19 protein-coding genes are annotated in these 24,140 nt (G+C 31.5%); 16 read left to right on the forward strand and 3 right to left on the reverse strand.

Going from position 1 to position 24,140, the window contains the following annotated elements; translation table 11 throughout:
• Positions 1-12 precede the first annotated feature (12 nt).
• Both hisD and hisG read right to left on the reverse strand, forming a co-directional pair.
• Positions 13-1,305, reverse strand: a complete 1,293-nt coding sequence (gene hisD / locus ACKTTC_RS09340; protein WP_408039546.1) for a histidinol dehydrogenase — start codon at positions 1,303-1,305, stop codon at positions 13-15.
• Positions 1,306-1,322: 17 nt separating this feature from the next.
• Positions 1,323-2,180: an ATP phosphoribosyltransferase gene (hisG, locus tag ACKTTC_RS09345; protein ID WP_408039547.1), complete on the reverse strand. Its 858-nt coding sequence runs from the start codon at positions 2,178-2,180 to the stop codon at positions 1,323-1,325.
• A gap of 373 nt (positions 2,181-2,553) precedes the next feature.
• Here hisG and ACKTTC_RS09350 point away from each other — a divergent pair, with 373 nt between their 5' ends.
• The 5 genes from ACKTTC_RS09350 to ACKTTC_RS09370 all read left to right on the forward strand — a co-directional run bounded on the left by ACKTTC_RS09350 (position 2,554) and on the right by ACKTTC_RS09370 (position 7,338).
• Positions 2,554-4,185 (forward strand): ABC-F family ATP-binding cassette domain-containing protein, encoded by a 1,632-nt coding sequence (locus ACKTTC_RS09350; protein ID WP_408039548.1) that lies wholly within the window; start codon positions 2,554-2,556, stop codon positions 4,183-4,185.
• A gap of 90 nt (positions 4,186-4,275) precedes the next feature.
• Positions 4,276-4,941, forward strand: coding sequence for a hypothetical protein (locus tag ACKTTC_RS09355; RefSeq protein WP_408039549.1), 666 nt, complete (start codon positions 4,276-4,278; stop codon positions 4,939-4,941).
• 512 nt (positions 4,942-5,453) lie between these two features.
• On the forward strand, positions 5,454-5,921 hold the full coding sequence (locus ACKTTC_RS09360; RefSeq protein ID WP_408039550.1) for an OsmC family protein: 468 nt from the start codon (positions 5,454-5,456) through the stop codon (positions 5,919-5,921).
• A gap of 111 nt (positions 5,922-6,032) precedes the next feature.
• Positions 6,033-6,650, forward strand: coding sequence for an outer membrane beta-barrel protein (locus tag ACKTTC_RS09365; protein WP_408039551.1), 618 nt, complete (start codon positions 6,033-6,035; stop codon positions 6,648-6,650).
• A gap of 154 nt (positions 6,651-6,804) precedes the next feature.
• Positions 6,805-7,338, forward strand: coding sequence for an HD domain-containing protein (locus ACKTTC_RS09370; RefSeq protein ID WP_408039552.1), 534 nt, complete (start codon positions 6,805-6,807; stop codon positions 7,336-7,338).
• A gap of 64 nt (positions 7,339-7,402) precedes the next feature.
• Here the strand turns inward: ACKTTC_RS09370 and ACKTTC_RS09375 are convergent, their stop codons facing one another.
• Positions 7,403-7,816, reverse strand: a complete 414-nt coding sequence (locus tag ACKTTC_RS09375) for a hypothetical protein (RefSeq protein ID WP_408039553.1) — start codon at positions 7,814-7,816, stop codon at positions 7,403-7,405.
• Positions 7,817-8,415: 599 nt separating this feature from the next.
• On the opposite strand from ACKTTC_RS09375, the gene ACKTTC_RS09380 reads away from it, so the two are divergent.
• The 11 genes from ACKTTC_RS09380 (at position 8,416) to ACKTTC_RS09430 (ending at position 24,022) form a co-directional block, all read left to right on the forward strand.
• Positions 8,416-10,179: an AIPR family protein gene (locus ACKTTC_RS09380; RefSeq protein ID WP_408039554.1), complete on the forward strand. Its 1,764-nt coding sequence runs from the start codon at positions 8,416-8,418 to the stop codon at positions 10,177-10,179.
• A gap of 178 nt (positions 10,180-10,357) precedes the next feature.
• Positions 10,358-11,779: a hypothetical protein gene (locus ACKTTC_RS09385; RefSeq protein WP_408039555.1), complete on the forward strand. Its 1,422-nt coding sequence runs from the start codon at positions 10,358-10,360 to the stop codon at positions 11,777-11,779.
• 71 nt (positions 11,780-11,850) lie between these two features.
• On the forward strand, positions 11,851-12,513 hold the full coding sequence (locus ACKTTC_RS09390; protein ID WP_408039556.1) for an OmpA family protein: 663 nt from the start codon (positions 11,851-11,853) through the stop codon (positions 12,511-12,513).
• Positions 12,510-13,316, forward strand: a complete 807-nt coding sequence (locus ACKTTC_RS09395) for a hypothetical protein (RefSeq protein ID WP_408039557.1) — start codon at positions 12,510-12,512, stop codon at positions 13,314-13,316. Before ACKTTC_RS09390 ends, ACKTTC_RS09395 begins: the two co-directional genes overlap by 4 nt.
• Before the next feature lie 250 nt (positions 13,317-13,566).
• A complete protein-coding gene (locus tag ACKTTC_RS09400; protein ID WP_408039558.1) occupies positions 13,567-14,085 on the forward strand; it encodes a GNAT family N-acetyltransferase in 519 nt (172 codons plus the stop codon).
• A 51-nt stretch (positions 14,086-14,136) separates the two neighbouring features.
• Positions 14,137-14,688, forward strand: coding sequence for a DUF2867 domain-containing protein (locus ACKTTC_RS09405; protein WP_408039559.1), 552 nt, complete (start codon positions 14,137-14,139; stop codon positions 14,686-14,688).
• 1,303 nt (positions 14,689-15,991) lie between these two features.
• Complete coding sequence (locus tag ACKTTC_RS09410; RefSeq protein WP_408039560.1) at positions 15,992-16,771, forward strand: YqcI/YcgG family protein; 780 nt, start codon at positions 15,992-15,994, stop codon at positions 16,769-16,771.
• Positions 16,772-17,086: 315 nt separating this feature from the next.
• On the forward strand, positions 17,087-19,726 hold the full coding sequence (locus tag ACKTTC_RS09415) for a PEP/pyruvate-binding domain-containing protein (protein ID WP_408039561.1): 2,640 nt from the start codon (positions 17,087-17,089) through the stop codon (positions 19,724-19,726).
• Between the two features lie 37 nt (positions 19,727-19,763).
• Positions 19,764-20,912, forward strand: a complete 1,149-nt coding sequence (locus ACKTTC_RS09420; RefSeq protein ID WP_408039562.1) for a trans-sulfuration enzyme family protein — start codon at positions 19,764-19,766, stop codon at positions 20,910-20,912.
• A 247-nt stretch (positions 20,913-21,159) separates the two neighbouring features.
• Complete coding sequence (locus ACKTTC_RS09425; protein ID WP_408039563.1) at positions 21,160-22,773, forward strand: AAA family ATPase; 1,614 nt, start codon at positions 21,160-21,162, stop codon at positions 22,771-22,773.
• Between the two features lie 154 nt (positions 22,774-22,927).
• On the forward strand, positions 22,928-24,022 hold the full coding sequence (locus ACKTTC_RS09430) for a TIR domain-containing protein (RefSeq protein ID WP_408039564.1): 1,095 nt from the start codon (positions 22,928-22,930) through the stop codon (positions 24,020-24,022).
• Positions 24,023-24,140 lie beyond the last annotated feature (118 nt).

Below are 24,140 nucleotides of genomic sequence, written 5' to 3' on the forward strand. Positions count from 1 at the left end.
TCGAATCATAATTTAGATCAAATTGTTAATCGTGTTTAATCGAATTGTTACTGCATTTTTATGTGCTTGCAAGCCTTCTGCGGCTGCCATTAACTCAATGGCATTTCCTATATTCTGAATTCCTTCTTTAGAAAGCTTTTGAAATGTAATTTTCTTTACAAAACTATCTAATGAAACGCCACTGTAATTTTTAGCATATCCATACGTTGGTAATGTATGATTGGTTCCAGAAGCATAATCTCCAGCACTTTCACAACTATAGTTTCCTAAAAATACGGAACCTGCATTGGTAATTTTATCTATAAATGCTTCTGCATTTTCAGACGCTATAATTAAGTGTTCTGGTGCATATACATTACTAAATTCAACACATTCTTCTACAGATGAAAAGAACATTGTTCTACTATTTTCTAAAGCTTTTGCCGCGATTTCTTTTCTTGGTAATGCGTTCAATTGCTTTTCTAATTCTAGATTTACTTTTTCTATAACAGTCACATCATTCGTAACTAAAATTACCTGACTGTCTGTTCCGTGTTCTGCTTGCGATAATAAATCGGCAGCTACAAAACTTGGATTTGCCGTTTCATCTGCAATCACTAAGACTTCACTAGGACCTGCAGGCATATCAATTGCTACTCCTTGTTGCTGTACTAACTCTTTTGCTTTGGTTACAAATTGATTTCCTGGGCCAAAGATTTTATATACTTGCGGAACGGTTTCTGTTCCGTATGTCATTGCTGCAATTGCTTGCGCTCCTCCTACTTTACATATTTTAGTAATTCCTACAAGATTTGCTGTATACAAAATAGCTGGATGTACATTTCCTTCACTATCTGGTGGTGTACATAATACAATTTCTTTACAACCGGCTACTTTTGCTGGTATTCCCAACATTAAAATAGTAGAAAATAAAGGCGCAGTTCCTCCAGGAATATACAAACCTACTTTTTCGATCCCTACACTTTTTCTCCAACATTGTACTCCTTTTGTTGTTTCTATAATAGTAGGTTCTTCTCTCTGAGAACTGTGAAATCGTTCTATATTGTCTTTTGCTAATTCAATAGCTTTCTTTAATTCTTCAGATATAACATTGTTCGCATTTTCTGTTTCACTTTGAGTAACTTCTAGAGTCTTTAATTTCACTTTATCAAACAATTCAGCATACTTATACAATGCAGCATCTTTGTTTTCCTTTACCTCATTTAAAATAGTTGTTACTGTATCATTCAACTGTGTTTTATCTAATTGAGCTCTTGTAGAAAGTGTTTCCCAAGTGTTTTTATCTGGATTCTTGTATAGTTTCATTATTGAAGTTTCCATAGTTACTGAATCATATTTTCAATTGGACATACTAAAATTCCTTCTGCTCCAGCAGCTCTTAACTCATCAATAATATCCCAGAAATCGTTTTTATTAATTACTGAGTGTACTGAACTCCATCCATCTTTCGCTAACGGTAAAATTGTCGGACTCTTAATACCTGGTAAAATTTTAATGATATCGTCTATCTTATTATTAGGTGCATTTAATAGCACATATTTATTCCTTCTTCCTGCTAAAACCGATTGTAATCTGAATTGTACTTTGTCTAAAATCGCTTGGTTTTCTTCAGAAATCTTAGGTGATTTCACCAATACAGCTTCCGATTTCAACAACACTTCAATCTCTTTTAAGTTGTTTTTAAACAATGTACTACCACTGGAAACAATATCGCAAATAGCATCTGCCAAACCAATATTTGGTGCAATTTCAACAGATCCGTTAATGATGTGTAAATTTGCTGTTACACCTTCTTTTGCTAAAAATTTCTCTACTGTTTTTGGATACGATGTTGCAATTCGCTTTCCATCTAACTCTTTTAAACTTGCTACTGTTGATGTTTTTGGGACTGCAATAGAAACTTTACACTTAGAAAAACCTAATTTTTCGACTACCTCAATACCTTCTCCTTTTTCAACAATTAAGTTTTCGCCAATAATTGCAATATCTACTACACCATCTCTTAAATACTGAGGAATATCTCCGTTTCTAAGAAAGAAAACTTCTAAAGGAAAGTTTCTAGAAGATGCTTTTAATTGATCTTTTCCATTGTCTATAGAAATTCCAATAGCTTTTAACAGTTTTAACGATTCTTCGTTAAGTCTTCCTGATTTTTGAACTGCTAATCTTAATTTACTCATTTTTAGTTTTTGTGTTGTTGTTTGAGTAAATCTTAGATTTTATAATGAAGTTTTATAAACTAAAAAATCCGTTTGATTTACTCAAACGGATTTTAAATTTATGTTTTAGATTACTTCATAACATTATCAATTCGCCTGAGTGCAAATATGAAAATGATGATGATGTAATTGAATGAATGTCATTGTAATAATTTTACACTGCAAATTTATAAGATAATTTCTTTACAAAGCAAATCTTTTTTAAAAAAGTTATTTATTAAACAATTTCTCTTTAAATGTTTAATTTTAAAAACGCTTTACCTTATTTCCTTTAAAAATTCCCTATTCAACATTTGTAAAATACCTATTTTCGCGACTTTAAAATTCAGGTACAATGATTACAGTAGATCAATTAGGAGTAGAATTTAGTGGTTCTACTTTATTTAGCGATGTTTCTTTTGTTATTAACGAGAATGACAAAATAGCTTTAATGGGAAAAAACGGAGCTGGAAAATCGACCATGATGAAAATTATTGCTGGTGTAACTTCTCCCACTAAAGGAGCTGTTCGTTCTCCTAAAGATACTGTTATTGCTTATTTACCACAGCATTTACTAATGGAAGATAATTGTACCGTAAGAGAAGAAGCTTCTAAAGCCTTTCAAGCTGTTTTTGATATGAAAGCTGAAATGGATGATTTAAACAAACAGCTAGAAACGCGTACCGATTATGAATCTGAAGGATACATGAAAATTATTGAGCGTGTATCTGATTTAGGTGAAAAATACTATGCTTTAGAGGAAGTAAATTACGAAGCTGAAGTAGAAAAGGCTCTAAAAGGTTTAGGTTTTAAGCAAGATGATTTTGATAGGTTGACTTCTGAATTTAGTGGTGGATGGCGTATGCGTATTGAATTAGCTAAAATCTTACTACAAAAACCTGATCTTATTTTATTAGATGAGCCAACTAACCACGTAGATATTGAATCCGTAATTTGGTTAGAAAACTTTTTACTCAATAAAGCAAAAGCTGTTGTTGTCATTTCCCATGACAAAGCTTTTATCGATAATATTACCAATCGTACCATAGAAGTAACTATGGGAACCATTCATGATTACAAAGCCAATTATTCTCATTATTTAGAATTACGTAAAGAACGTAGAGCACATCAATTAAAAGCCTACGAAGAACAGCAAAAATTTATTGCCGATACCAAAGCGTTTATTGAACGTTTTAAAGGAACCTATTCTAAAACCAATCAAGTAGCGTCTAGAGAACGTATGTTAGAAAAACTAGTTCCTGTAGAAATAGACGAAGTAGATACTTCTGCTTTAAAGCTACGCTTCCCTCCTTCTCCTAGATCTGGAGATTATCCTGTTCGTGTAAATGAATTGACTAAAAAGTACGGAGACTTAACTGTTTTTAAAGAGGCAAGTTTTTCTATAGCGAGAGGAGAAAAAGTTTCTTTTGTAGGTAGAAATGGTGAAGGAAAATCAACCATGATTAAAGCAATTATGGGTGAAATTGATTTTGAAGGTGAATGTGGTTTAGGACACAACGCAAAAGTTGGATATTTTGCGCAAAATCAAGCTTCTTTACTTGATCCTGAATTGACTATTTTCCAAACAGTAGATGAAGTTGCTGAAGGTGATATTCGTACGCAAATAAAGAATATTTTAGGTCGTTTTATGTTTAGTGGAGACGATTTAGAGAAGAAAGTAAAAGTACTTTCTGGAGGAGAAAGAACGCGTTTGGCAATGGTAAAACTCTTATTAGAGCCTGTTAATTTGTTGATTTTAGATGAGCCTACGAATCACTTAGATTTAAAATCGAAAGATGTTATTAAAGAAGCCTTATTGAATTACGACGGAACTTTAATTCTAGTTTCACACGATAGAGACTTTTTACAAGGTTTATCTGAAAAAGTATTTGAATTTAAAGATCAGCGTGTTATTGAACATTTTGAAACGATTGATGCCTTCTTAGAACGTAATAACATCAAAGCTTTAAAAGAGATTGATTTATAATTATTATTGGAAATAAAAGATGTTCTGTTATTCATAAATTACTTAGCAATGAAAAGTTTTTGGTTTAGTTTTTGATAATAAAAAGCGCATATGAAAACAAGAAAAAAGACTATTTCAACACACTTTTTAATTTATACGGTTAGTTTATTCGTTTTTGTTAGTTTCACTTCTTGTAACTGGGTTTCTTTCAGAAGTATGCGAAACGATTTTAGATGGAAAAATAAAAAGTTTGCAACTCCTATAAATGCAACATTAACCTATTCTCCTCATTTTATCAATCAAGTAAAATCGAAATCCGTTTTCTTTAAGGAAACAGGCGACTATTCACTCAAAAGAATATATAAAGTAAAAAAGATCTTGGTTGAAAAACTAGAAAAGAGAAACATACTTCTTAATTCAAGTTCAAATGATGTGAAAATAAGAATTGATACTGTTTTATTTAAAGGATACTCTGAATCTGTTGAAGTAAGTGGTTTAAACGAATCTCTTGGCCATTCTGATCGGGATTTTTTTATTTTTAAAATAGCAGGAAGTATCTTATTAAAAGATTCTCTTTATACCAAAATTTCTACTACAATTAACCATAACACAGAGCCTAGAGAATCTCATTTTTTTACTGGTTTTGTAGCTCACGATGGTATTAATGCAGATCCTAAAGTAATGGTTCAAAATGCTATTAATGAGTTTAGTTATAGAACTTATGAGAAGTTAGAAGAGATTTTGAAAGAAAAATCAGGAGTCAAAAATATAGACTAAAAGAAAAAGACTTAAACAAACAAGTGCCACCCTGAGTGATTCCTGAGGTTACTCGAAGGAAAAACGAAGGATCTATCATCTTCAAGTAAATCTTTTCTATACAGAATATTCTTTACTACTTCAAATTATATTCAAGTAACTGTTCAGAACAACAAAAGAGCAAAGAAAAAAGATTCAAATAAGCTAGCTGTCATCCTGAGTTATTCCTGAGGTAACTCGAAAGGAAAACGAAGGATCTATCATCTTCGAGTAAATCTTTTCTAAACAGAATATTCTTCACTACTTCCAATTATATTCAGGTAACTGTTCAGAATGACAAATATCGAAAGATTCCTTCAGTCGTTGGCTTCGATGCAACTCAGTCTACTTCTTCATAATGAATCAATTACAAACAAATTCTTGAATACATTTGATCATAACCAAATGACAGTTAAAGAATCACATTTTAAAGTTTTTAATTAATTTTAGCTAGTCAAATACAACAAACTATTTAAAATTGAATTGAAAACACGATGAAAAAACACAACTATGCTATAAAAGTTGAATGGACTGGAAATGAAGGAAAGGGAACACTGAATTACAAATCGTATAACAGAAATCACAACATCATTACAAAAGGCAAATACGATGCTATATTAGGTTCATCTGATCCTTCTTTTTTAGGAGATAAAACAAGATATAATCCAGAAGATTTATTTTTATCTTCTCTATCTTCTTGTCATATGCTTTGGTACTTGCATTTATGTTCTGTTCACAAAATTGTTGTTACTGAATATATTGACAATGCCACAGGTGTTATGGAAGAAACAGAGAATGGTAGCGGAAAGTTTACTGAAGTTACTTTACATCCTACTGTAAAAATTATGGATCAAGATATGATTGACAAGGCAATTGCTTTACACGAAGAAGCCAATAAAATGTGCTTTATTGCCAATTCTTGTAATTTTACAATACATCATAAACCAAACGTTATAATTTAACAAAACCCAAAGCTTATTTTTTGCTTTTATATAAACTATTCCTTTTATTTGAACCTTGAAAAAAGATAGGTACATTGTATCTATTCTTCAAACTAATTAAAAAAATTGACTATGAAAATTAAAATTATACTTTGTATTCTTTTAATGAACACGCTTCACTTAGTTTCGCAGAATAACTTTGGTATTTTTGGAGGTTTAAATGCTTCAACAGTTGTTTCTACTGGACAAACTTCTTATGGAGTAAGCCTTACAAGGGAGTATTCTTTTTCATTTCACTTAGGAGTTTTATACGAAGTTGCATTACAGAAAAACATTCATTTTTCACCAAGATTGGTATACTCTCAACTTGGCGATAGAGATAATTCTGATGAAGGAGCTACAATTGTTAATGGTGTTATAGATGGTATAGATGACTATACTATTAATTACAAACTAAATTACTTAAACATTCCTTTAAACTTTAAATTTTACAACGAAACGTACATCTTAGCTGGACCTCAAATCGGTTTTTTATTGTCTAATGAGAAAACTCAGTTTGATGTTGGTGATCCTAAGACAATTGATATTGGTTTTAACATAGGAATAGGAAGGAAAATTAATAACTTTTTCCTTGAATTAAATCTATATCACGCCATTACTCCTTTTCTTGAATATACAAACAATATAACTATTGGCGATTTTAAAGGCTATAATGCTTCGGTGCAATTTAGTGTAGGTTATAATTTATAACGCCTTTTTTCTATCTCTAAACAACATAAAAGAGTTTCTATATATTTAAACACTATTAGTATTTCTAAGTTTAAATATTTCTTAAGCTAAAACTATAATGTCTCAAATCTCTTTCTAACTTTACTCAAACCTCTAATACCTAAAAATTAACTAGTTGAAATTAGTAGAATTAACCAACGAAATAAAAAATTTACTTGAACAATGTAATGCTCCCCAAAGATTAGTAAAGCATTTAACTATTGTTAATTCTACAGCATTTTACATTATTGAAGAGTTTAAAAAAGAATGGCCTAATTTACTATTAAACGAAAAGGAAATACTATTTGGCGCATCAACTCATGACATTGGAAAAGCTGTAATTACTAATGAGCTATATAACAAAGGTAATAAACATGAATCTGAAGGACTTAAACTATTAAAAGAACTAGGATTTAAAGACCAAGAAGCTAGATTTACTGTGACACATGGAGACTGGAAAAATCCTGATCTAAAAATTGAAGACCTCCTTGTATGTTTATCTGACAAAGTTTGGAAAGGAAAACGAATAAATGAATTAGAAGAAAAAGTTACTTACAAAATTTCTGAATTAACTGAAACTGACTTTTGGGATGTTTCAATAAAATTAGAATTAATTCTAGAAAAAATCACCATTGGATCTGATGAGCGAATAGCTTGGCAAGGAATATAGAACTCACATACAAACAACTAACAATTTTCTATTTTTTTATTATTCTTTCTTAAGATGTAACAGTTTACTCCTTTACTCCTTCAATCATTTTTACTCTAATTTCTGGAGTACCTGTAAAATTAATATAGGTAGAATCTTTATAAACAAATCTGGTCAAAGAAATTAATCCTTCTCTTGTGTTTGTTCCATGGTTTCCTGCGGGAATTTGTTTAAATATCTTTCCACTTTCACAATCTACTTCTGTTTGAAGGAAAAAATCGTGTGCTGTATTGGGTTGAAAGGTAACATTCAACGTATTCTCATTAAATTTATCAATTTGTCCCTTATATTCAGTTGAAGGATCTCCGTTAACAATAAAAGTCCAACGCCCTGTAAACCTGTTTAAATCACATCCTTTTTGTTCATTTTCGTTTTTGGAACAACTTGTTAAAACAAAAAATGTGCATGCAATAATAATTAATCTAGTACTATATTTCATTCACTTTAAAAATTAATAAGACGAGTTATAAAACGGTTTCTTACAATGCTATTGAAAGCATGTACTATTAAAAAATTAAGATTTTAACACGAAGAAGCAAAGTTTACTGTAACTCTTGGAGACTAGAAAAATCCTGACCTAACAATTTGAAGATCTCCTTGTATGTTTATCTGACAAAGTTTGGAAAGGAAAACGAATAAATGAATTAGAAGAAAAGGTTACGTACAAAATTCCTAAATGAACTAAAACTGACTTTTGGGAGACTTCAATAAAATTAGAATTAATTCTAGAAAAAATTACCATTGGATCTCATGAGCGAATAGCTTGCAAGGAATATAAATCTCATTTACAAACAACTAACAATTTTCTGTTTTTTTATTATTTAGGGTGTTTTCCCCCTTTCTTATATTGGCTTTTGTTTTTGCTATAAACATTCTTTTTATTTGAGTTCCTAAAACGAAAAAACGAATCGTTCAGTCCCCCTGTTCCATCTATTTTTCTGTTTTATTATAATGATTTAAAAATGTGTTTATACATCTAAATTAGTTGTATAAACACAATAAAAGTAAATATATAAATAAGTTGGCAGCAATTGAAATATGACTAAATATCAAACTCTAATAAATATTCTCGATACAATAATTAAGGATGCTCCTGCATCTATGAATAAAAAGTATCCAAGAACTAGTGATGTTGAAAAACAAAATCAAGCTAGAGCACGAGCATTTATCCATCTGTATTTAAAAGTCAATTTTGGCATACTTGATTTTAAAGAAAGAGAGCATTTCATAACTGACGGTTCATATGATGGAGGAATTGATGGATATTATATTCATTCAGAGACAAAAACGGTCTATTTTATTCAGTCAAAATTCAGAACTAACGACAGAAACTTCGAGAGTAAACAAATCGATTTGACAGAAATTCTGGTAATGGATGTTAACCGAATTTTGGATGGTGAAAATTCGGACGAAGATGGTAATGAATATAACGGTAAGATTAAGCAGCTCCAAAGAGAAATTTCGTCTATCGATGATATTGCTCGATATTCATATCAAGTTATCATTCTTGCAAACTTGAAAGATGTAAAAGCAAGTGATTTAAGGAAACTTACAGGAGGATTTGCCGCTTCTGTATTCGATTTTAATAAATGCTATGAAGATTTAGTATTCCCCGTTATTACAGGAACTTTCTACAAAGCTTCTGATTTGAGTATTAACATTGATTTAAGCAATAAAAATGCTGGAAGTAAAATAAGTTATACTGTACTTACTGATAAAGGAGAATGTGAGATAACTGTTTTATTCGTGCCAACAATCGAATTAGGTCGAATAATGTATAAATACAAAAATTCAATCTTAAAATATAATCCGAGAAGCTATTTAGGTCATGAAGGTAAAAAGGTGAATACAGCCATAAAAGAAACTATTCTTGAGAATTCTACTAACGAGTTTGCCTTATATAATAATGGGGTAACTATGCTATCAGATGAGACCTATATCAATGAAAGAATTGGTCAAAAAAACAAAGCACAACTAATTGTCAAAAACCCTCAAATAATAAATGGGGGACAAACATCTTATACCTTAAGCAGGATATATGAAGAAAACCTAGAAGATGATGTCGAAAAAGTATTCCAGAGCAAAGAGGTTTTGGTAAAAATCATAACCCTTCTTGAAAATAGCAATCATGAAAACAAGGTTGATTTGATTAAAAATATATCTAATGCAACAAATCAACAAACTCCTGTCATTAATGCTGACAAAATATCCAATGATGACTTGCAAGTGAAAATTCAAAAGTGGTTGTTTGACCATTACGGGTTACTATATGAAAGAAAAAGAGGAGAATTTGCTGATGGAGTTTTTAATGGATACATCCCTGCTAAAAGTGTTTTAGAAAGGAACTTGTTTTTTAGAATGTTCTATTGTTCTAATGGCAAAGTGACCAAGGCTAGAGAAAAGAAGTTATTTATTCGACAAAATATAAGCTTCGAAGAACTTACAGATAAGGATTCATTAGACAACAGCTACTACGGATTCCTTTGTTTTAAAAAAATGAGCAAATTGAAACACCCTAATCAAAGAGTAGACTTAAACACCTACGCAAAGGTTAGGGCAATGACGTTATTGTTCAAACCAGATGAAATTGATAACTATGAAGAAAACATTGAAAGAGATTATAAAATATTAAACGATGAATGGAAAAGCTTTCTAAAAGCATTTCAAGAATCGTACTCCAATACTAAAACTAGAAAAGACAAAAAAACTGGAGAATTAAAAACATATCAGAGCTACAATTATTCCAAATGGTTTGACAGCCCTCAATTTGAAATTGACCTGATAAAACACTATAAAAAATAAAACTGCTGCCAACAATGTGTATAGTGCATAGCACCCTTCGGGATGCTACGACACCATACACGGGACGCTGGGCTTCATGCGAAAAAAGCCGAACGCGCAAGCAAAGAGTGCTACGCACACATTGCTTTTTTGCCAACGCTCGACAGAAATGAAAAAAATAAAAGACTAAAAAAGACATATGGAAATATACATGATGGCCATATACGGACTCTTGGCGAGTTGGACACTATTCTCGATTTATTACACTATTCGAGTTTGGACTAAAGGAGTCAATCGAATTATTCCCTACATCTATGACACAATACCAAATGTCTTCACCACAATTGGTGTTCTAGGAACATTTGTCGGAATCTACTTCGGTCTTAGACACTTTGATGTAGAGAACATAACTGAAAGTATTCCAACTCTTCTTGAAGGATTAAAAACTGCCTTTACAACTTCCATTTGGGGAATCTCGCTTTCATTAGTTTTTGGTAAAATTTCACAAGTTGTATTAAGATCAGCAGAACAGAAACTTCCACCAAAACCAACTGATGAATTAGCGGCTTTACAAGAAATAAACAACACTCTTTTAGAGTCAAGAAAAGAAACTAATACAAATCTTCAAACACTCAACAAATCGCTAATTGGTGAAACTGATGACAGTATCTCAACTCAACTCGTGAAGTTGAGAAATCGGTTTTCAGATTTACAGGCTACAAATGAGAAACAAAATGATGCCTTAAGCAAGGTTCAGCAAGCTTTAGGCGGTGACGAAGAAACTAGTTTACTTACTCAGATTCAAAAACTTCGAGCTGAACAAACTGAAATCGCCAAAGACACTAAAAAGAACGTTGATTGGATTGTAGAATCTATGAACAAAAACAATGAACTCATTTCAAAGAAATTTGATGAGTTCTCTGAATTATTGGCCAAAAACAACACAGAAGCTTTAGTTGAAGTAATGAAAAGAGCGACAGAAGAATTTAATACTCAGATGTCTGCACTTATTGAAAAACTTGTTCAAGAAAACTTCCAAGAACTAAACAATAGTGTTCAACGTATGAACGATTGGCAACAGGAAAATAAAGAAATGATAACTCAATTGACCAACCAATTTACAAAGGTGTCAGAAGATTTCCAGATTACTTCAGAGTCAATTAAAGAAATAACCGAAAATACAAGCAAGCTTACCAATGATAATAGTCATTTGACCAAATTGATTGAAGAACTTCAAAAGGTTATGATTGACGATACTAAGTACCAAGAAATTGTTGGTCAACTAATTTCTGTAATTAACACACTCAAAGAAAACACTTATGCTTTTGATGAAACTACGAACAAGCTGAATCATTGGGTACGCAACCAAATGAATTTCACAGATAGTGTAGCTAAACTTCTCATTAGACTTGAAGAAATTGACAGAATAAAAGACATTAATGAAGTGTTTTGGAAAAATACTAAGAAACAACTCAATGAAGGAGTCTCAGTTATTGAAAAAGCAAGTAAGCGCCTATCAAGTGACGTAGAGAATATCAATGAAGAATTTTACGAAAGACTAAACGACACTCTTCAAAACTTAGATACTTTAATTCAGAGAATCATTGCTAACTACAACTAATTATGGCATTAGGTAAATCAAATAGCAATGAAAGCAATTGGATATCCTTTAGTGATATCATGACAGGTCTTATGGTCATATTCATGTTCATTGCCATTTCTTACATAGTCGAAGTTCAAAAGAAGCAACAAGAACGAGATATTATATTTGAAGAATTTAAAGCAACAAAAGAGCAATTGTTTGCCGAGCTTGAAAAGGAATTTAAAGACGACTTCAAGGATTGGGAAGTTGAACTAGATAAAGACCTTTCAATAAAGTTTACAAATCCAGACGTACTTTTTCAATCAGGTAAATCTGAAATAAGACCAAACTTTGCAAGTATCTTAAACGAGTTTCTTCCTCGATATTTTGAAATCCTTTTACAGAATAAATACACCGATAAAATTGCCGAAATAAGAATTGAAGGTCACACTGATGCTGTTCCTGCACCTCAATATGATTCTGACCCTTACATTGGAAACGTCAAGTTGTCTCAATTACGTTCTGCGGAAGTTCTAAAGTATTTCAGGGGTATGCCCTATTATGAACAGCTTTCTGATTCTACGGAACAGCAATTACAGTTTTGGTTAACTGCTAATGGACTATCATATGGAAGAACTCTTGATTCCAGTAAAGAATTGACCGCTATAAGTGGAAATCCTATTGACAATGATTTTTCTAGGCGAGTAGAATTTAGAATCATTACTACTAGTGAGAACCTAGTTGAACGAGTACTTAAAGAAATTGGAAAGTGATGCTATACTCATTTGAAAAACTTGATAGAGAACTTGACCAACTTGGATTTCCAAAAATTCAAGGTGGAAGTGGGTTTCAGATAATCAAAGGTATTGACTTTGAAGAAGCCTATAAATCAGGTTCAATTTCTTTTGAAGATGATGGGATTTATCTAGAGTATGAAGAAAAAAAATATCGTGGCTACATGTTTATTCAAGAAGCCTATATAACATACAATGGCGGTCCTGTAAAATTCCCTAAATTTCATTTACTCAAGTGTAGAACCATTCAAGAGTTTATAAGTAGCGGACGGTTTAAGCAACGGTACGAATGGTCAAATTCAGATGTAAACAATTTGGTTGACAAACAAACAAAGACAAAATACAATGATGTAAAACTTGACGTTTGCTCTTATTGCAAATCCGACTACTTTGATGATATCGAAGACACTCAGGACTTTTTCGATTCACTTGATAAAACTGAATTAAAAGAAGATAATATTGAAGTTGATATTTTTGGTTATGTCCGCGGCAAAGAAAGAATTAGCAAAGACTATCGAAATAGACAGAATTACACTTGCGAAAAATGTTCTGTAAGACCAAAAAGTAATCTTCATAAACGTTGGTGGCATACTCACCATGTAGATGGAGACAAGACTAATAATAGTTTAAATAATTTAAAGTGTTATTGTATAGTGTGCCATTCAAACGTTGATGCAAGACATAGAGATAACTTTTCAAAAGGCTCGATGCCAAGACAAATAGAACATTTCAAAAAGGAATACCAGGACGAGTTAAAACGACTAAACAACCCATATGTATAATACAACGCCTAATTCAAGCACATTACATTCCTCGTTCCTGCGGTTGCGAAGAGCTTTCATGTCAACGCACGGACGAAGGAAAATAAAGCACAAAAGCACAACATTGGTCATACGAAATTCGGAAAAAAACACTGATATAAAATCAATTACACCAAACAAACTTTACAGCAGACGGACAGTGAAGTGCCTTGAAATCCCGCATTACCCATAGCCAAAACCATCACAACCAACTCCAAAACCAAAAAATTAAATGAAAATATTCGAAACAGATAGATTAATCATACGGAATTTAACAAAAGTAGATTCTGAGGATTATTTTGATATGATGGGAAATCCAAATGTTATGAGTTTGATACCTAGAAAAGTTATGTCTAGAGAAGAAAGTGATAAACATTTAAATAATTTTGTAGATAAAGACCAAACATTAACTGATACCAAAGTCTGGGGAATTGAAACGAAAAGTAATCATGAATTTATAGGGCTTTGCGCTTTCTTAAAAAACAATGAAAATGAAGATGAAATAGGTTATAGATTAAGAGAAAAGTATTGGAGAAAAGGTTTCGGAACGGAAATAGCAAAAGGACTAATTAAATTCGGATTTGAAGAATTTGAAATGGATAAAATAACAGCGGATGTTGACACTAAAAATCTAAACTCAGTTAAGATTCTGGAAAAATTTATGGTTCGAACAAAAGAGTTCTTTAACGAATCTGATAATTGCACTGATAGAAGATATGAAATATTAAGAAATAATTGGTTAACAACCTAAATTGTATTAAAACGGAGCTTCACCAAAACGTCAAGCAATAATTAAAAACAGATGGTTCATAATAAAGTTATAGAAGTAGGATTTGATCAAGATTATTTAATCTCCAAAAGTATTGCAGCAGCTTCTTTTTCAGATAACTTTAGACTTGTTTCTAGTAGATTACATTATGTACCTGAACCAAAAGATGCAATGATCGCCTTTTTTCTTTCATTTCCTAAGTCCTTTAAATTTTTACTCAACACAAGAGAATTTATTGCTAAATTATTAGGATTGAAAACGGCTCCTAAATCAAAAAAGGAAGCAAAAATTGAAAAGTTGTATCAGTTCAAAGGAAACATAGGAGAAAGTATCGCCATTTTTGAAGTCTTGGACAAGAATGCTCATGAGTTGTTAACAGGACAAAAGGATTCGCATTTAGATTTTAAACTTTCGTTTATTGTTTATAAAAATAACGATGTCACTAATTTAGAAATGGCAACAACTGTGTTAATCAATAACAAGCTTGGTAAATTGTATTTTGGAATCGTTAAGCCATTTCACAAATTTTATACGAAAAGAATTTTAAAAAGAATGGAGTTAAATTTGATTAATAAAAATTGGTAAGGATAATTAAATGAAAATTTTACAAGTTTTACTAATGCTAGGTTCAGCATTTGTATTTTCACAAGAAAAAAATACATTTTGAAAATTATGTTAAATGCTTTTATAATAACAAATCTCCTGAACCATTAATAATTTACGACAATTATAACGGAGAAAAAATACAGACTCTTACAAATGACGAAAAGTATTGTTGGTATAAACTAATCATTAAAAAGACTCGAAATGGCTGGGCAAAGATCCATAGGATATTAGGAATTCCTGATTGTTCGAATCGTAATAAAATTAGGAGGAATAATGGCTATGAAAACAGTTGGGTTGAACTTGACGGTTTTCTCATCTTTTCGTTTTTCCCTCCAATTGGTGAAAAGAGTGTACCTATTTATGATAAACCAAACATAAAATCAAGAGAAATTGTCAACGTTAATAAGTTTGTATACTATCAAGTAATTGAGACAAAAAAACTTTGGGCAAAAGTTAAATTTGAGTTTAATGGTAAAGTTTATTCAGGTTGGTTAAGAAAAGAAGATCAATGTGCGAATCCCTGGACAGCATGTTAAACACTATTAGAAATTGGAAAAACTTTACTAAATCATAAATTGGCCTGAATAATTGTATCATAGTAACAACAACAAACCCCATTTAAAAATAACTAACAGTATTCTATTTTTACTGAATCAAATACTTACATCATTACGGATTCTTTAAGTTGAAGTAATCTTAAGTTTTATATAATTTTATCTCTTAAAAACTTGTAAAATATGATCTCATTGTGAGCGAAATTCAATGAAGCGAAACAATCTCAAGCTAGATAAACAGATTCCTTCAGTAGCTACCACTCCTTCGGAATGACGCTTTTGTGGCATTATCCTTCTTTTCTAACTCTTACATAACACTTTAGGGTATTTTTCCCCATTCTACTTTTTCCTTTTGCTTTTGCAACATTTATTTTCTTTATTTGAGTACGAAAACGAAAAAACTAATCGTTCAGCTTCCCTGTTCCACTTATTTTTCTGTTTTATATTAATAACAAAAGTATATGTATACTTCTATTTTGTGGAAAGGAGATATTTATTCCAATTACTCATTAGTTCTAACATTAATGCCTTACGGTTTTACTGTAGTTTTCAAAAAATAAACAATCTTTCCATAACAGTTATTTTTATGTTAGAAGATAGGTAATTCACTTCCTTTCAAAGAACAATACTTCAACAGGGATGATCTAAAATCTTCAAGAACATATATTCAGACTAATTCAACTTTTTAAGGAAAGAAATATCTAACATCACAACCTAACTTAAGTATTATGTCTAAATTAACACTTAACCCTGATGTCCTTTTTTTAAAGGATACTTGGATGACTAGCTCTCAACTAGAGGAACTTTCCAAATCTTATTATTATTCTTGGCAAATGCAAGCTTACACTAATTTTATAGCCATTATAGAAAAAGTGAATTTTCCTTGTTTATTTGCTAAAAGTTCTCTCAAAAATAACCGGCAACATTTTATTTTCCTTAATAACTTAGAGGAAAAAGAATTAGCAAGACTCAATCGTATTATTCCTTTGTATGTAAAAAAAATACGTATGTCTCGTTTACAAAAAGAATTTATTCAACCTTTATTAGTTATAGTAAAACCTACTTATAATGGTACTCTTGAAGAACATCGAAGTCAAGGTTGGGAAATTTTACAATACCTACATGAACATGACTCTGAAGCTTGGCCAGAAGATATCCCAAAGGATCCCACTAATAAATATTGGTCATTTTGCCATTCTGGAGAACAGCTATTTGTTAATATTAGTTCCCCTTATCACCAAGAATGTCATTCAAGAAATTTAGGGCAAAGCTTAATATTAGCAATCAACCCTAGAAAAAACTTTGATAAAGTTGCTCCAAAAAACACTGTTGGATTTCGAGTTCGAAAGAGAATTCAAGAACGTTCAAGAGTTTATGATGGTCGTGATGAAGCCACTCCTGTAGCTTTTTATGGTGACGACAATCATTTAGAATGGTCAATGTATGCACTTCCTGAAAAAAAGGCACCTTTAACAAAAACATGCCCTTTTAAACACAAGAATACATAATATAAAAAACTACTGTAACTAGTTAAACTAAGTAATTTTCTTATTTCGATATTTCGTTATACAAGCACAATCTATTAACCCATTGTGCATTTGGAGTAAAACTCTGTCTATTCGAGTGATTTTTCATACCTGATTACAACTTCGCTCAATCACCACAAAAAAGGACTCTAACTGACAATTTAGGTTTGTTTAAACTTCTAAATACACAATGGGTTCTATGAATACTTATTTACCAGTTTAACTCTAAAGAGTAGACACATTCATTAACATATTTATCTATATATAAGTTAAATAAACTACATATTTTCTATAATCATGATACAAAATTTAGCATATAAAACGAATACTGAAGCTGCTAATACAAACATAAAAGCAAATAAACTTAATTCCTTATCTAATATAATTACTGAACCGTATGCATCAAGTATCAAATCTTTAGATGAAATTTCTAATTTCGATGTAAATTTAATAGGAGGCAAAGCAGCAAACTTAGCAAAACTAAAACAAGCAGGAATTCGTGTTCCGCCTGGTTATGTTTTTGATACAACTATTTTTAACACTTATACATCTAATAAACAGCTACCTATAACCATTCAAAAAATCATTACCTCTATCCGTGAAATATTAGGAAGAGCTGTTGCTCTCAGAAGTTCTGCTAATGGTGAAGACGGAGAGCAAATTAGCATGGCAGGAGTGTTCGAAACATTTTATGTTCCTATAACAGACAATACACAACAAGTTATAGAAAAAACAGAAAAGTTATATCAACAATCAATTAGTAAAGAAGTGAAAGAATATACCCAACTTCACAATATTCAGCCCAACCAAATGAAAATGGCTTTAATCGTGCAAAAATTGGTTCAATCTGAATATAGTGGAGTTATATATACAAACCCTAAAAAAAATGAAATACTCATTGGGTATTGTAAAGGATTTGGTGATCAATTAGTAGATCAAAAAACATCCGGTTCTTCACTTCTTATTAACAGCTCTACTAGAAAAATTTTACAGTCTCGTGGCTTCGATCAAGCTCCTTTAGATCAAAAAATTATCCAACAACTAATTAATGTATCTCTTAAAATTTCTCAACTATACAATCATACTCCTCAAGATATTGAATTTGCTATTGAAAAAGGAGAATTATATATATTACAATCTAGACCTTTAACGAAAGAGCTAGGTGCTATTAAATTAGAAGAAACTCCAAACGATACCTTAAATAAAGCTCGTGAAGATTTTAAAGCTTTTTCCGCTAAAGAAAAAGAATTGTTTAACACCTCATCTGCAATATTTAGTAGTAGTAATTTTTCTGAATTATTACCGCATCCTGCCTCTATGGACTATACCATTTTCGCTACTATTTTAACCGGACGAAAAGGAAGCCCGGGTGCTTTTCAACTTGCTCGACAAGATATTGGATATATTATTAGTGATAAAACGATAGGGTTTATGCAACGTATTGGCGGACACACCTATTATTCGCTTACCAAAGATGCGTTAACTTTTTACGGAGCTTTCCCCGAAACTGAACAAGAATATATTGAGAATACAGTAGCATATTATCTTAAGAAAGTTAATGAAAATCCTGATTTAGGTTTTTATCCTGAAATGATTCTTTATGAACAGTTTCCAACATTAGCTTGGTTTGAAAAGCATTATGGTAAAAAAAGAGCGCCTAACTTATTAAATAGCGCTAAAAAATTCAACGACAGAATGGATCGAGAAGCTATAAGTTTTTCTCTAAAGTTGGATGAAAAAATTGTGGCATTCAAAAACTACATAAAAAAAATGAAGAGTTTGGATACGGCACAAATGACTGCGAAAGAAAAAATTGGATATATCAATGAAATTGTTCAGTTTATGCGAACTTCAACCTGTGTTGATTTTATAAAATCTGCTCGATTTGGATTTTATTATACAAGAAAATTACAAGTATTATTTAAAGAAGCTGGTTTAGATGATGTAGATTCTGCTGTTGCAAAACTTGGACAAGGTTTAGATAATAGTGCCGTAACAGAAGCAAACTTAGCTATTGAGCAAGCAAATGATATTGAGCAAGCAATGATTATTGCTCGTGAAAAAGTAGGCTTTTATAGTGAAGGAGAAGCTCTTGAAATTCGTCATCCTAGATTAATTGATACTCCTGAGGCACTTAGAGCATATGTAGAAGGAATTCGCGATAGCGGAATTGGAAAAAACTGGAGAGAACAAAGAGAAAAAAGACTCAAATTTGAGCTTGAACTTGAAAAAATATTAGGAAAAGAAAAGATGACTACCATAATGCCTGCTATACGAGGCTGTCAAAAAAACATGGCCATGAGAGAAACTCTAAAGTGTTTGTTTACAGAAAAGTACTCTCTTGTAAGAAAAAGCTTGGTTAATCTAGCACATGAAGTAGAAATTCCTGAAGAAGATATTTTTCATTTAGAAATCGAAGAACTCAATTTGCTAATAAAAGATCCTGATAATATGAAACATATTATTACATCTCGCAAACAACATTTCAAAAATGAACCTTTGCTAGAACTACCTAAAGTTATTCGTGAGGAAGATATTGAAAAGTTACATTTAAAAACAGCGTTTATGGGATCTTTTACTAGTCAGAAAGGTCATTTCTTGGCAGATGGACCTACACTTAATAAAGCTATAATTGTAAATGTAGATGAAATTGGTATAGGAAAAACCTTAGACAAAATAAAGGAATTTAAAGACACTCCTTTAGTTTTAGTCGCTAAACAAATGAACCTTACACATGATCCTTTAATTTCCAAAGTATCTGGTTTAATTCTCGGTAATGCATCTATTGTTTCTCATGGAGCGCAACGCGCTCGAGAACTAGGTAAAGGAGCCCTTGGCGGTTTTATTGTAGAGCAACTAACTACTGGAATGCAAATTTATTTTTCTCCCAAAGATAGGCTTGTTAAAAAACAAACCTTAAGTAACGTAGAAATATGATCATAAATTTTCAGTAAGAAATAATTTAAACTATTGTATGAATATTGATACTCAACTCACACATTTAGGGAGAGCTAGTGCAAAAAGTATGCAGAGCGTAAACCCTCCTATTACAAAAACCTCTACAGTTGTATTCCCAGATTTACACTCGTTTGAATCTTCTAAAACTAAAACTGTTTTTGAAAACATACGCTATGGTCGTTATGGAACGCAAATTACTTTCGAGTTGCAACAAGCAATGGCTAAGATTGAATGCACAGAAACATGCATAGCTACCGCATCTGGAATGAGTGCTATAGTGGCTGTATTAAGTTCATACGCTGAATTAGGCAAACATATTTTAGTTAGTGAGGGTGTTTATAAATCAACAAAAGCTTTTTGTGAAACCAAACTTGCAAAATCAGGTATTGAAATTACTTTTTTTAATAAAAACGATCATATTGAAAATTTAATAACACCTGAAACCAGCTTAGTGTATATTGAAGTACCCTCATCAACTAATATGCAATTATTAGATATAAAATCGGTTTGTAAAGCTGCTCATGGGAAAGGAATTGTTGTAGCTTGCGACGCTACTTGGGGCACTCCCATATTTTTTAAACCTCATTTATTAGGTATCGATATATCAATACATTCGGCTACTAAATATATTAATGGCCATTCTGATATTATACTTGGACTAATTACAGGAACCGATGAAAAAATGATGCCTGTTAGAGATTGGTGCTATCGATATGGATCTTATGCTGCTTCTGATTCTTGTTGGTTAGCTCTTAGAGGACTACGAACACTATCCATAAGAATGAAACAACATCAAGAAAACGCAATGATTGTTGCCAATTGGCTCAGATCACAACCAGAAGTTACTAACGTAATATACCCTCCTTTTTTTACTGGAATAGACTTGGAACTATGGAAAACACAATTTTCAGGAGCAGCCGGGCCTTTTAAAGTAGAGTTACAACCTTGTCAAGATCATAATTTTGAACAATTTATAAACTCTTTAGATTTATTTAGTATTGGTGCCAGTTATGGTGGTTTCTCTAGTGTTGTTACTCCTACAAACCAAACAAAACAGGAAAGCTCTATTAATAAAAAAAGAATTGTACGGTTTCATATAGGACTCGAAAATCCGTATGATCTTTGTGATGATATTCGTAAAGCTTTACAATACTTATCTATTTAATGTTATTTAGGGTGTTTTTCCCCTTTCTTATACTAGCTTTTGTTTTTGCTATAAGTATTCTTTTTATTTGGGTTCCTAAAACGAAAAAACGAATCGTTCAGTCCCCCTGTTCCATCTATTTTTCTGTTTTATAATAATGATAAAAAAGTGTGTTTATACATTCAATTATGAAGTATAAATACAACAAAAATAGATATATAAATAAGTTGGGCGCAATTTGACAAACAACCGTAATCCAATCAAATAAATGACTGAAAATAAATATAAGTTCAATCTTCCTACTTCAAATAATGGAACAATTAGCATTCCATTGACTGAAGGAAACACAGTTTTTGTTTTAGGAGCAAATGGAGTTGGAAAATCAACTTTAATGCATAATTTATTTAGTCAGAATCAAAACCACGCTAGACGTATACTTGCTCATAGACAAACTTGGTTTACAGATAATGCAATGAATATGACTGCTTCTCAAAAGAAGTCAACTGAAAATAACATAAAATCAAGCGATACTCGTGTTTATTCAAGATGGAAAGATGATTATTCACAGGCAAGAACTTCATTATCAATTTTTGATTTAATCAATTCACATAACATTAGAGCAAGAAATATTGCCGATGCTGTAGATGTTGATAATATGGAACTCGCTAAAGAACATTCGAGAAACCAAGCACCTATTGAAGCAATAAATGAATTATTAGCAATATCAAATATTCCAATAACAATCACTCTCGGAAAAGACGAGCAACTTTTTGCTTCAAAAAATGGTAGTGAACCATATAGCATCGCAGAATTATCTGATGGCGAAAGAAATGCACTTTTAATTGGAGCAGATGTTCTGACTACAGAACCAAATTCATTAATTATTCTTGATGAGCCAGAAAGGCATTTACATAGGTCGATTATTTCGCCATTATTAACATCTTTGTTTAGGAAAAGAGAAGATTGTGTCTTTGTAATTTCTACTCACGACATTCATTTACCAATTGATTATCAAGAATCGAGTACACTTTTAATTCGTAGTTGTCAATGGCAAGGAAAGAATATAAAAGATTGGGATGCTGATTTTATAACCGCTGATTTGTCTATTCCAATCTCTATTAAAACAGATATTCTCGGTTCCAAAAGAGATTTGCTATTTGTAGAAGGACAATCAACAAGTTTAGATAGACAAATCTATCAGCTTATTTATCCAAATGTTTCTGTCATTCCACAAGGAAATTGTAGAGAAGTAGAAAAAGCAGTTAATGGAATAATAAAAACAGAAAATATTCACTGGATTAATGCATATGGCTTAATAGATACAGACGATAGAACACCTGAACAAATTCAGGCTTTGTTAGAAAAAGGAGTTGCAGCTATTCCATTTTACTCGGTAGAAGCATTATACTATCATTTATATATTATTGAAAAAGTTTCCCAAAGAATCTCAGAATTAACTGGTCAAGATGCGGAAACATTAAATCATAATGCAACAGAAAATATTATTCCTGATATTTCACAACACAAAGAGAGGCTTTGTTCTAAACTTTGTGAAAAGAAACTTCGTAATGAAATAATGTTGTCAATGCCTAAACATAGAGACATTCAACAAAGAGGGCAGTTTAATGTAACATTTGATTTAAACCAAGTTCTACAAGATGAAGAAAATCATTTCGACAGCCTAGTTGCAAATAACAACCAATTGGAATTACTAACTCGCTATCCGATTAGGGAGACACAAGTTTTGAATAGAATAACAACTGGCTTAGGACTTAATAAAGAACAGTATGAAAATATAGTTAGAAAACTAATTCTTGACTCTACTGAAATAAGAGATTTTTATAGAACTTTATTACAACCTTTGACAGAACTTATTGAATAAAAACTGCGCCCAACATTGTATAAAAATAATAGCGGTTTAATCGCTAAAACGAAAGTTAAGTTTACAAATCACACTAAAGTGGTAAACCGAAAAGTAAGTGCATAAAAACCGCTACTATTCTTATACGTTACCGTTAGGTGCATAGAACGAAACAATGGCTAGAATACCAATAGAAATAATTAGAATAGGAAAAGAGTATCATTCTGAAATCGACTCTGCCGTAAAAATTGCTAATGATAATCAAGATGAATTTATCTACAGTTATCTAAAACCTGAACAAGAACGGAAATTCTCAACCCTAAATTTTTCAAAGGGTAAAGTACAAGAGTTAATTCCTATACTCCGACAGTTGAGAAAAGAATTAAAAGGCTTTCATCCATACACAATATTTGTTGTTGATGGAGAACTTGAGGATGAGGAATATTCTAATCTTTTTGGAAGTGGAAAATCTGAAGAAGGGCTATTCATATTTACTTGGAATAATGTACCTAATTTAATAATTCCGAAAGATAAAATGACTTCTTATTTTTTATTCTTTTTTGCTCGATATGCATTGAACTCTATTTTACCTCAACATTATAATCACTATGATACACGAGGCTGTGTCTTCGATTTCAAAGAATCTAAGCTAGATTTAGCAAAAAGTATGAAGTCAGGAGCAATGTGTGACGAGTGCCGAATGGAAATGCTGAATAAGGGTTATTCAATGAACGAGGAACAGTTCAACTCTCTTAACAGGCTATTTGAACAATCAGGACTCCTTTTGAATAAAGAAGGTAACTCAAAGAATGAAGTTGAAGTAAAAAAGAAAATATTCATTGGTTCTTCATCAGAAGGACTTGAAATCGCTAGAAAAATCCAAACGGAACTTTATTACGAATTCGACATAGAAATATGGAACCAAGGTACTTTTGACCAATTAGGGAAATCCTTTTTAGAATGCCTTGAATCTGCGGCTAATAAATTTGATTTTGGCATATTTATATTCTCTCCTGACGATACAATTTATTCAAGAGGTGAACAAAAATTAATTTCTAGGGACAATGTAATATTCGAGCTTGGATTATTCACAGGAAAACTATCGAGATTCAAGTCTTTTATTGTGTATCCAACAGATGTTAACATACATATATTGAGTGATTTTGACGGAATTACAAAAGCAGGTTATAAATCCAAGTCAGAAAACTTAAAAGCAGCTTTAGGGCCTGTTTGTGAAAGAATAAGAGAATCAATAAAATACGCCACCTAACACGGTGTATAAAACATAGCTAATAAATGCTAAATGCAAGGTTAGTCTTTACTTGCAAAGACTGCCAAATTTTTAATTTGACTTTAAAAAAAAGAAAAGTTAAAACAAAATATAAAAA

Origin of the sequence: Tenacibaculum amylolyticum, from assembly GCF_964511145.1 — a bacterium.
GTDB classification, from domain to species: Bacteria; Bacteroidota; Bacteroidia; order Flavobacteriales; family Flavobacteriaceae; genus Polaribacter; species Polaribacter amylolyticum.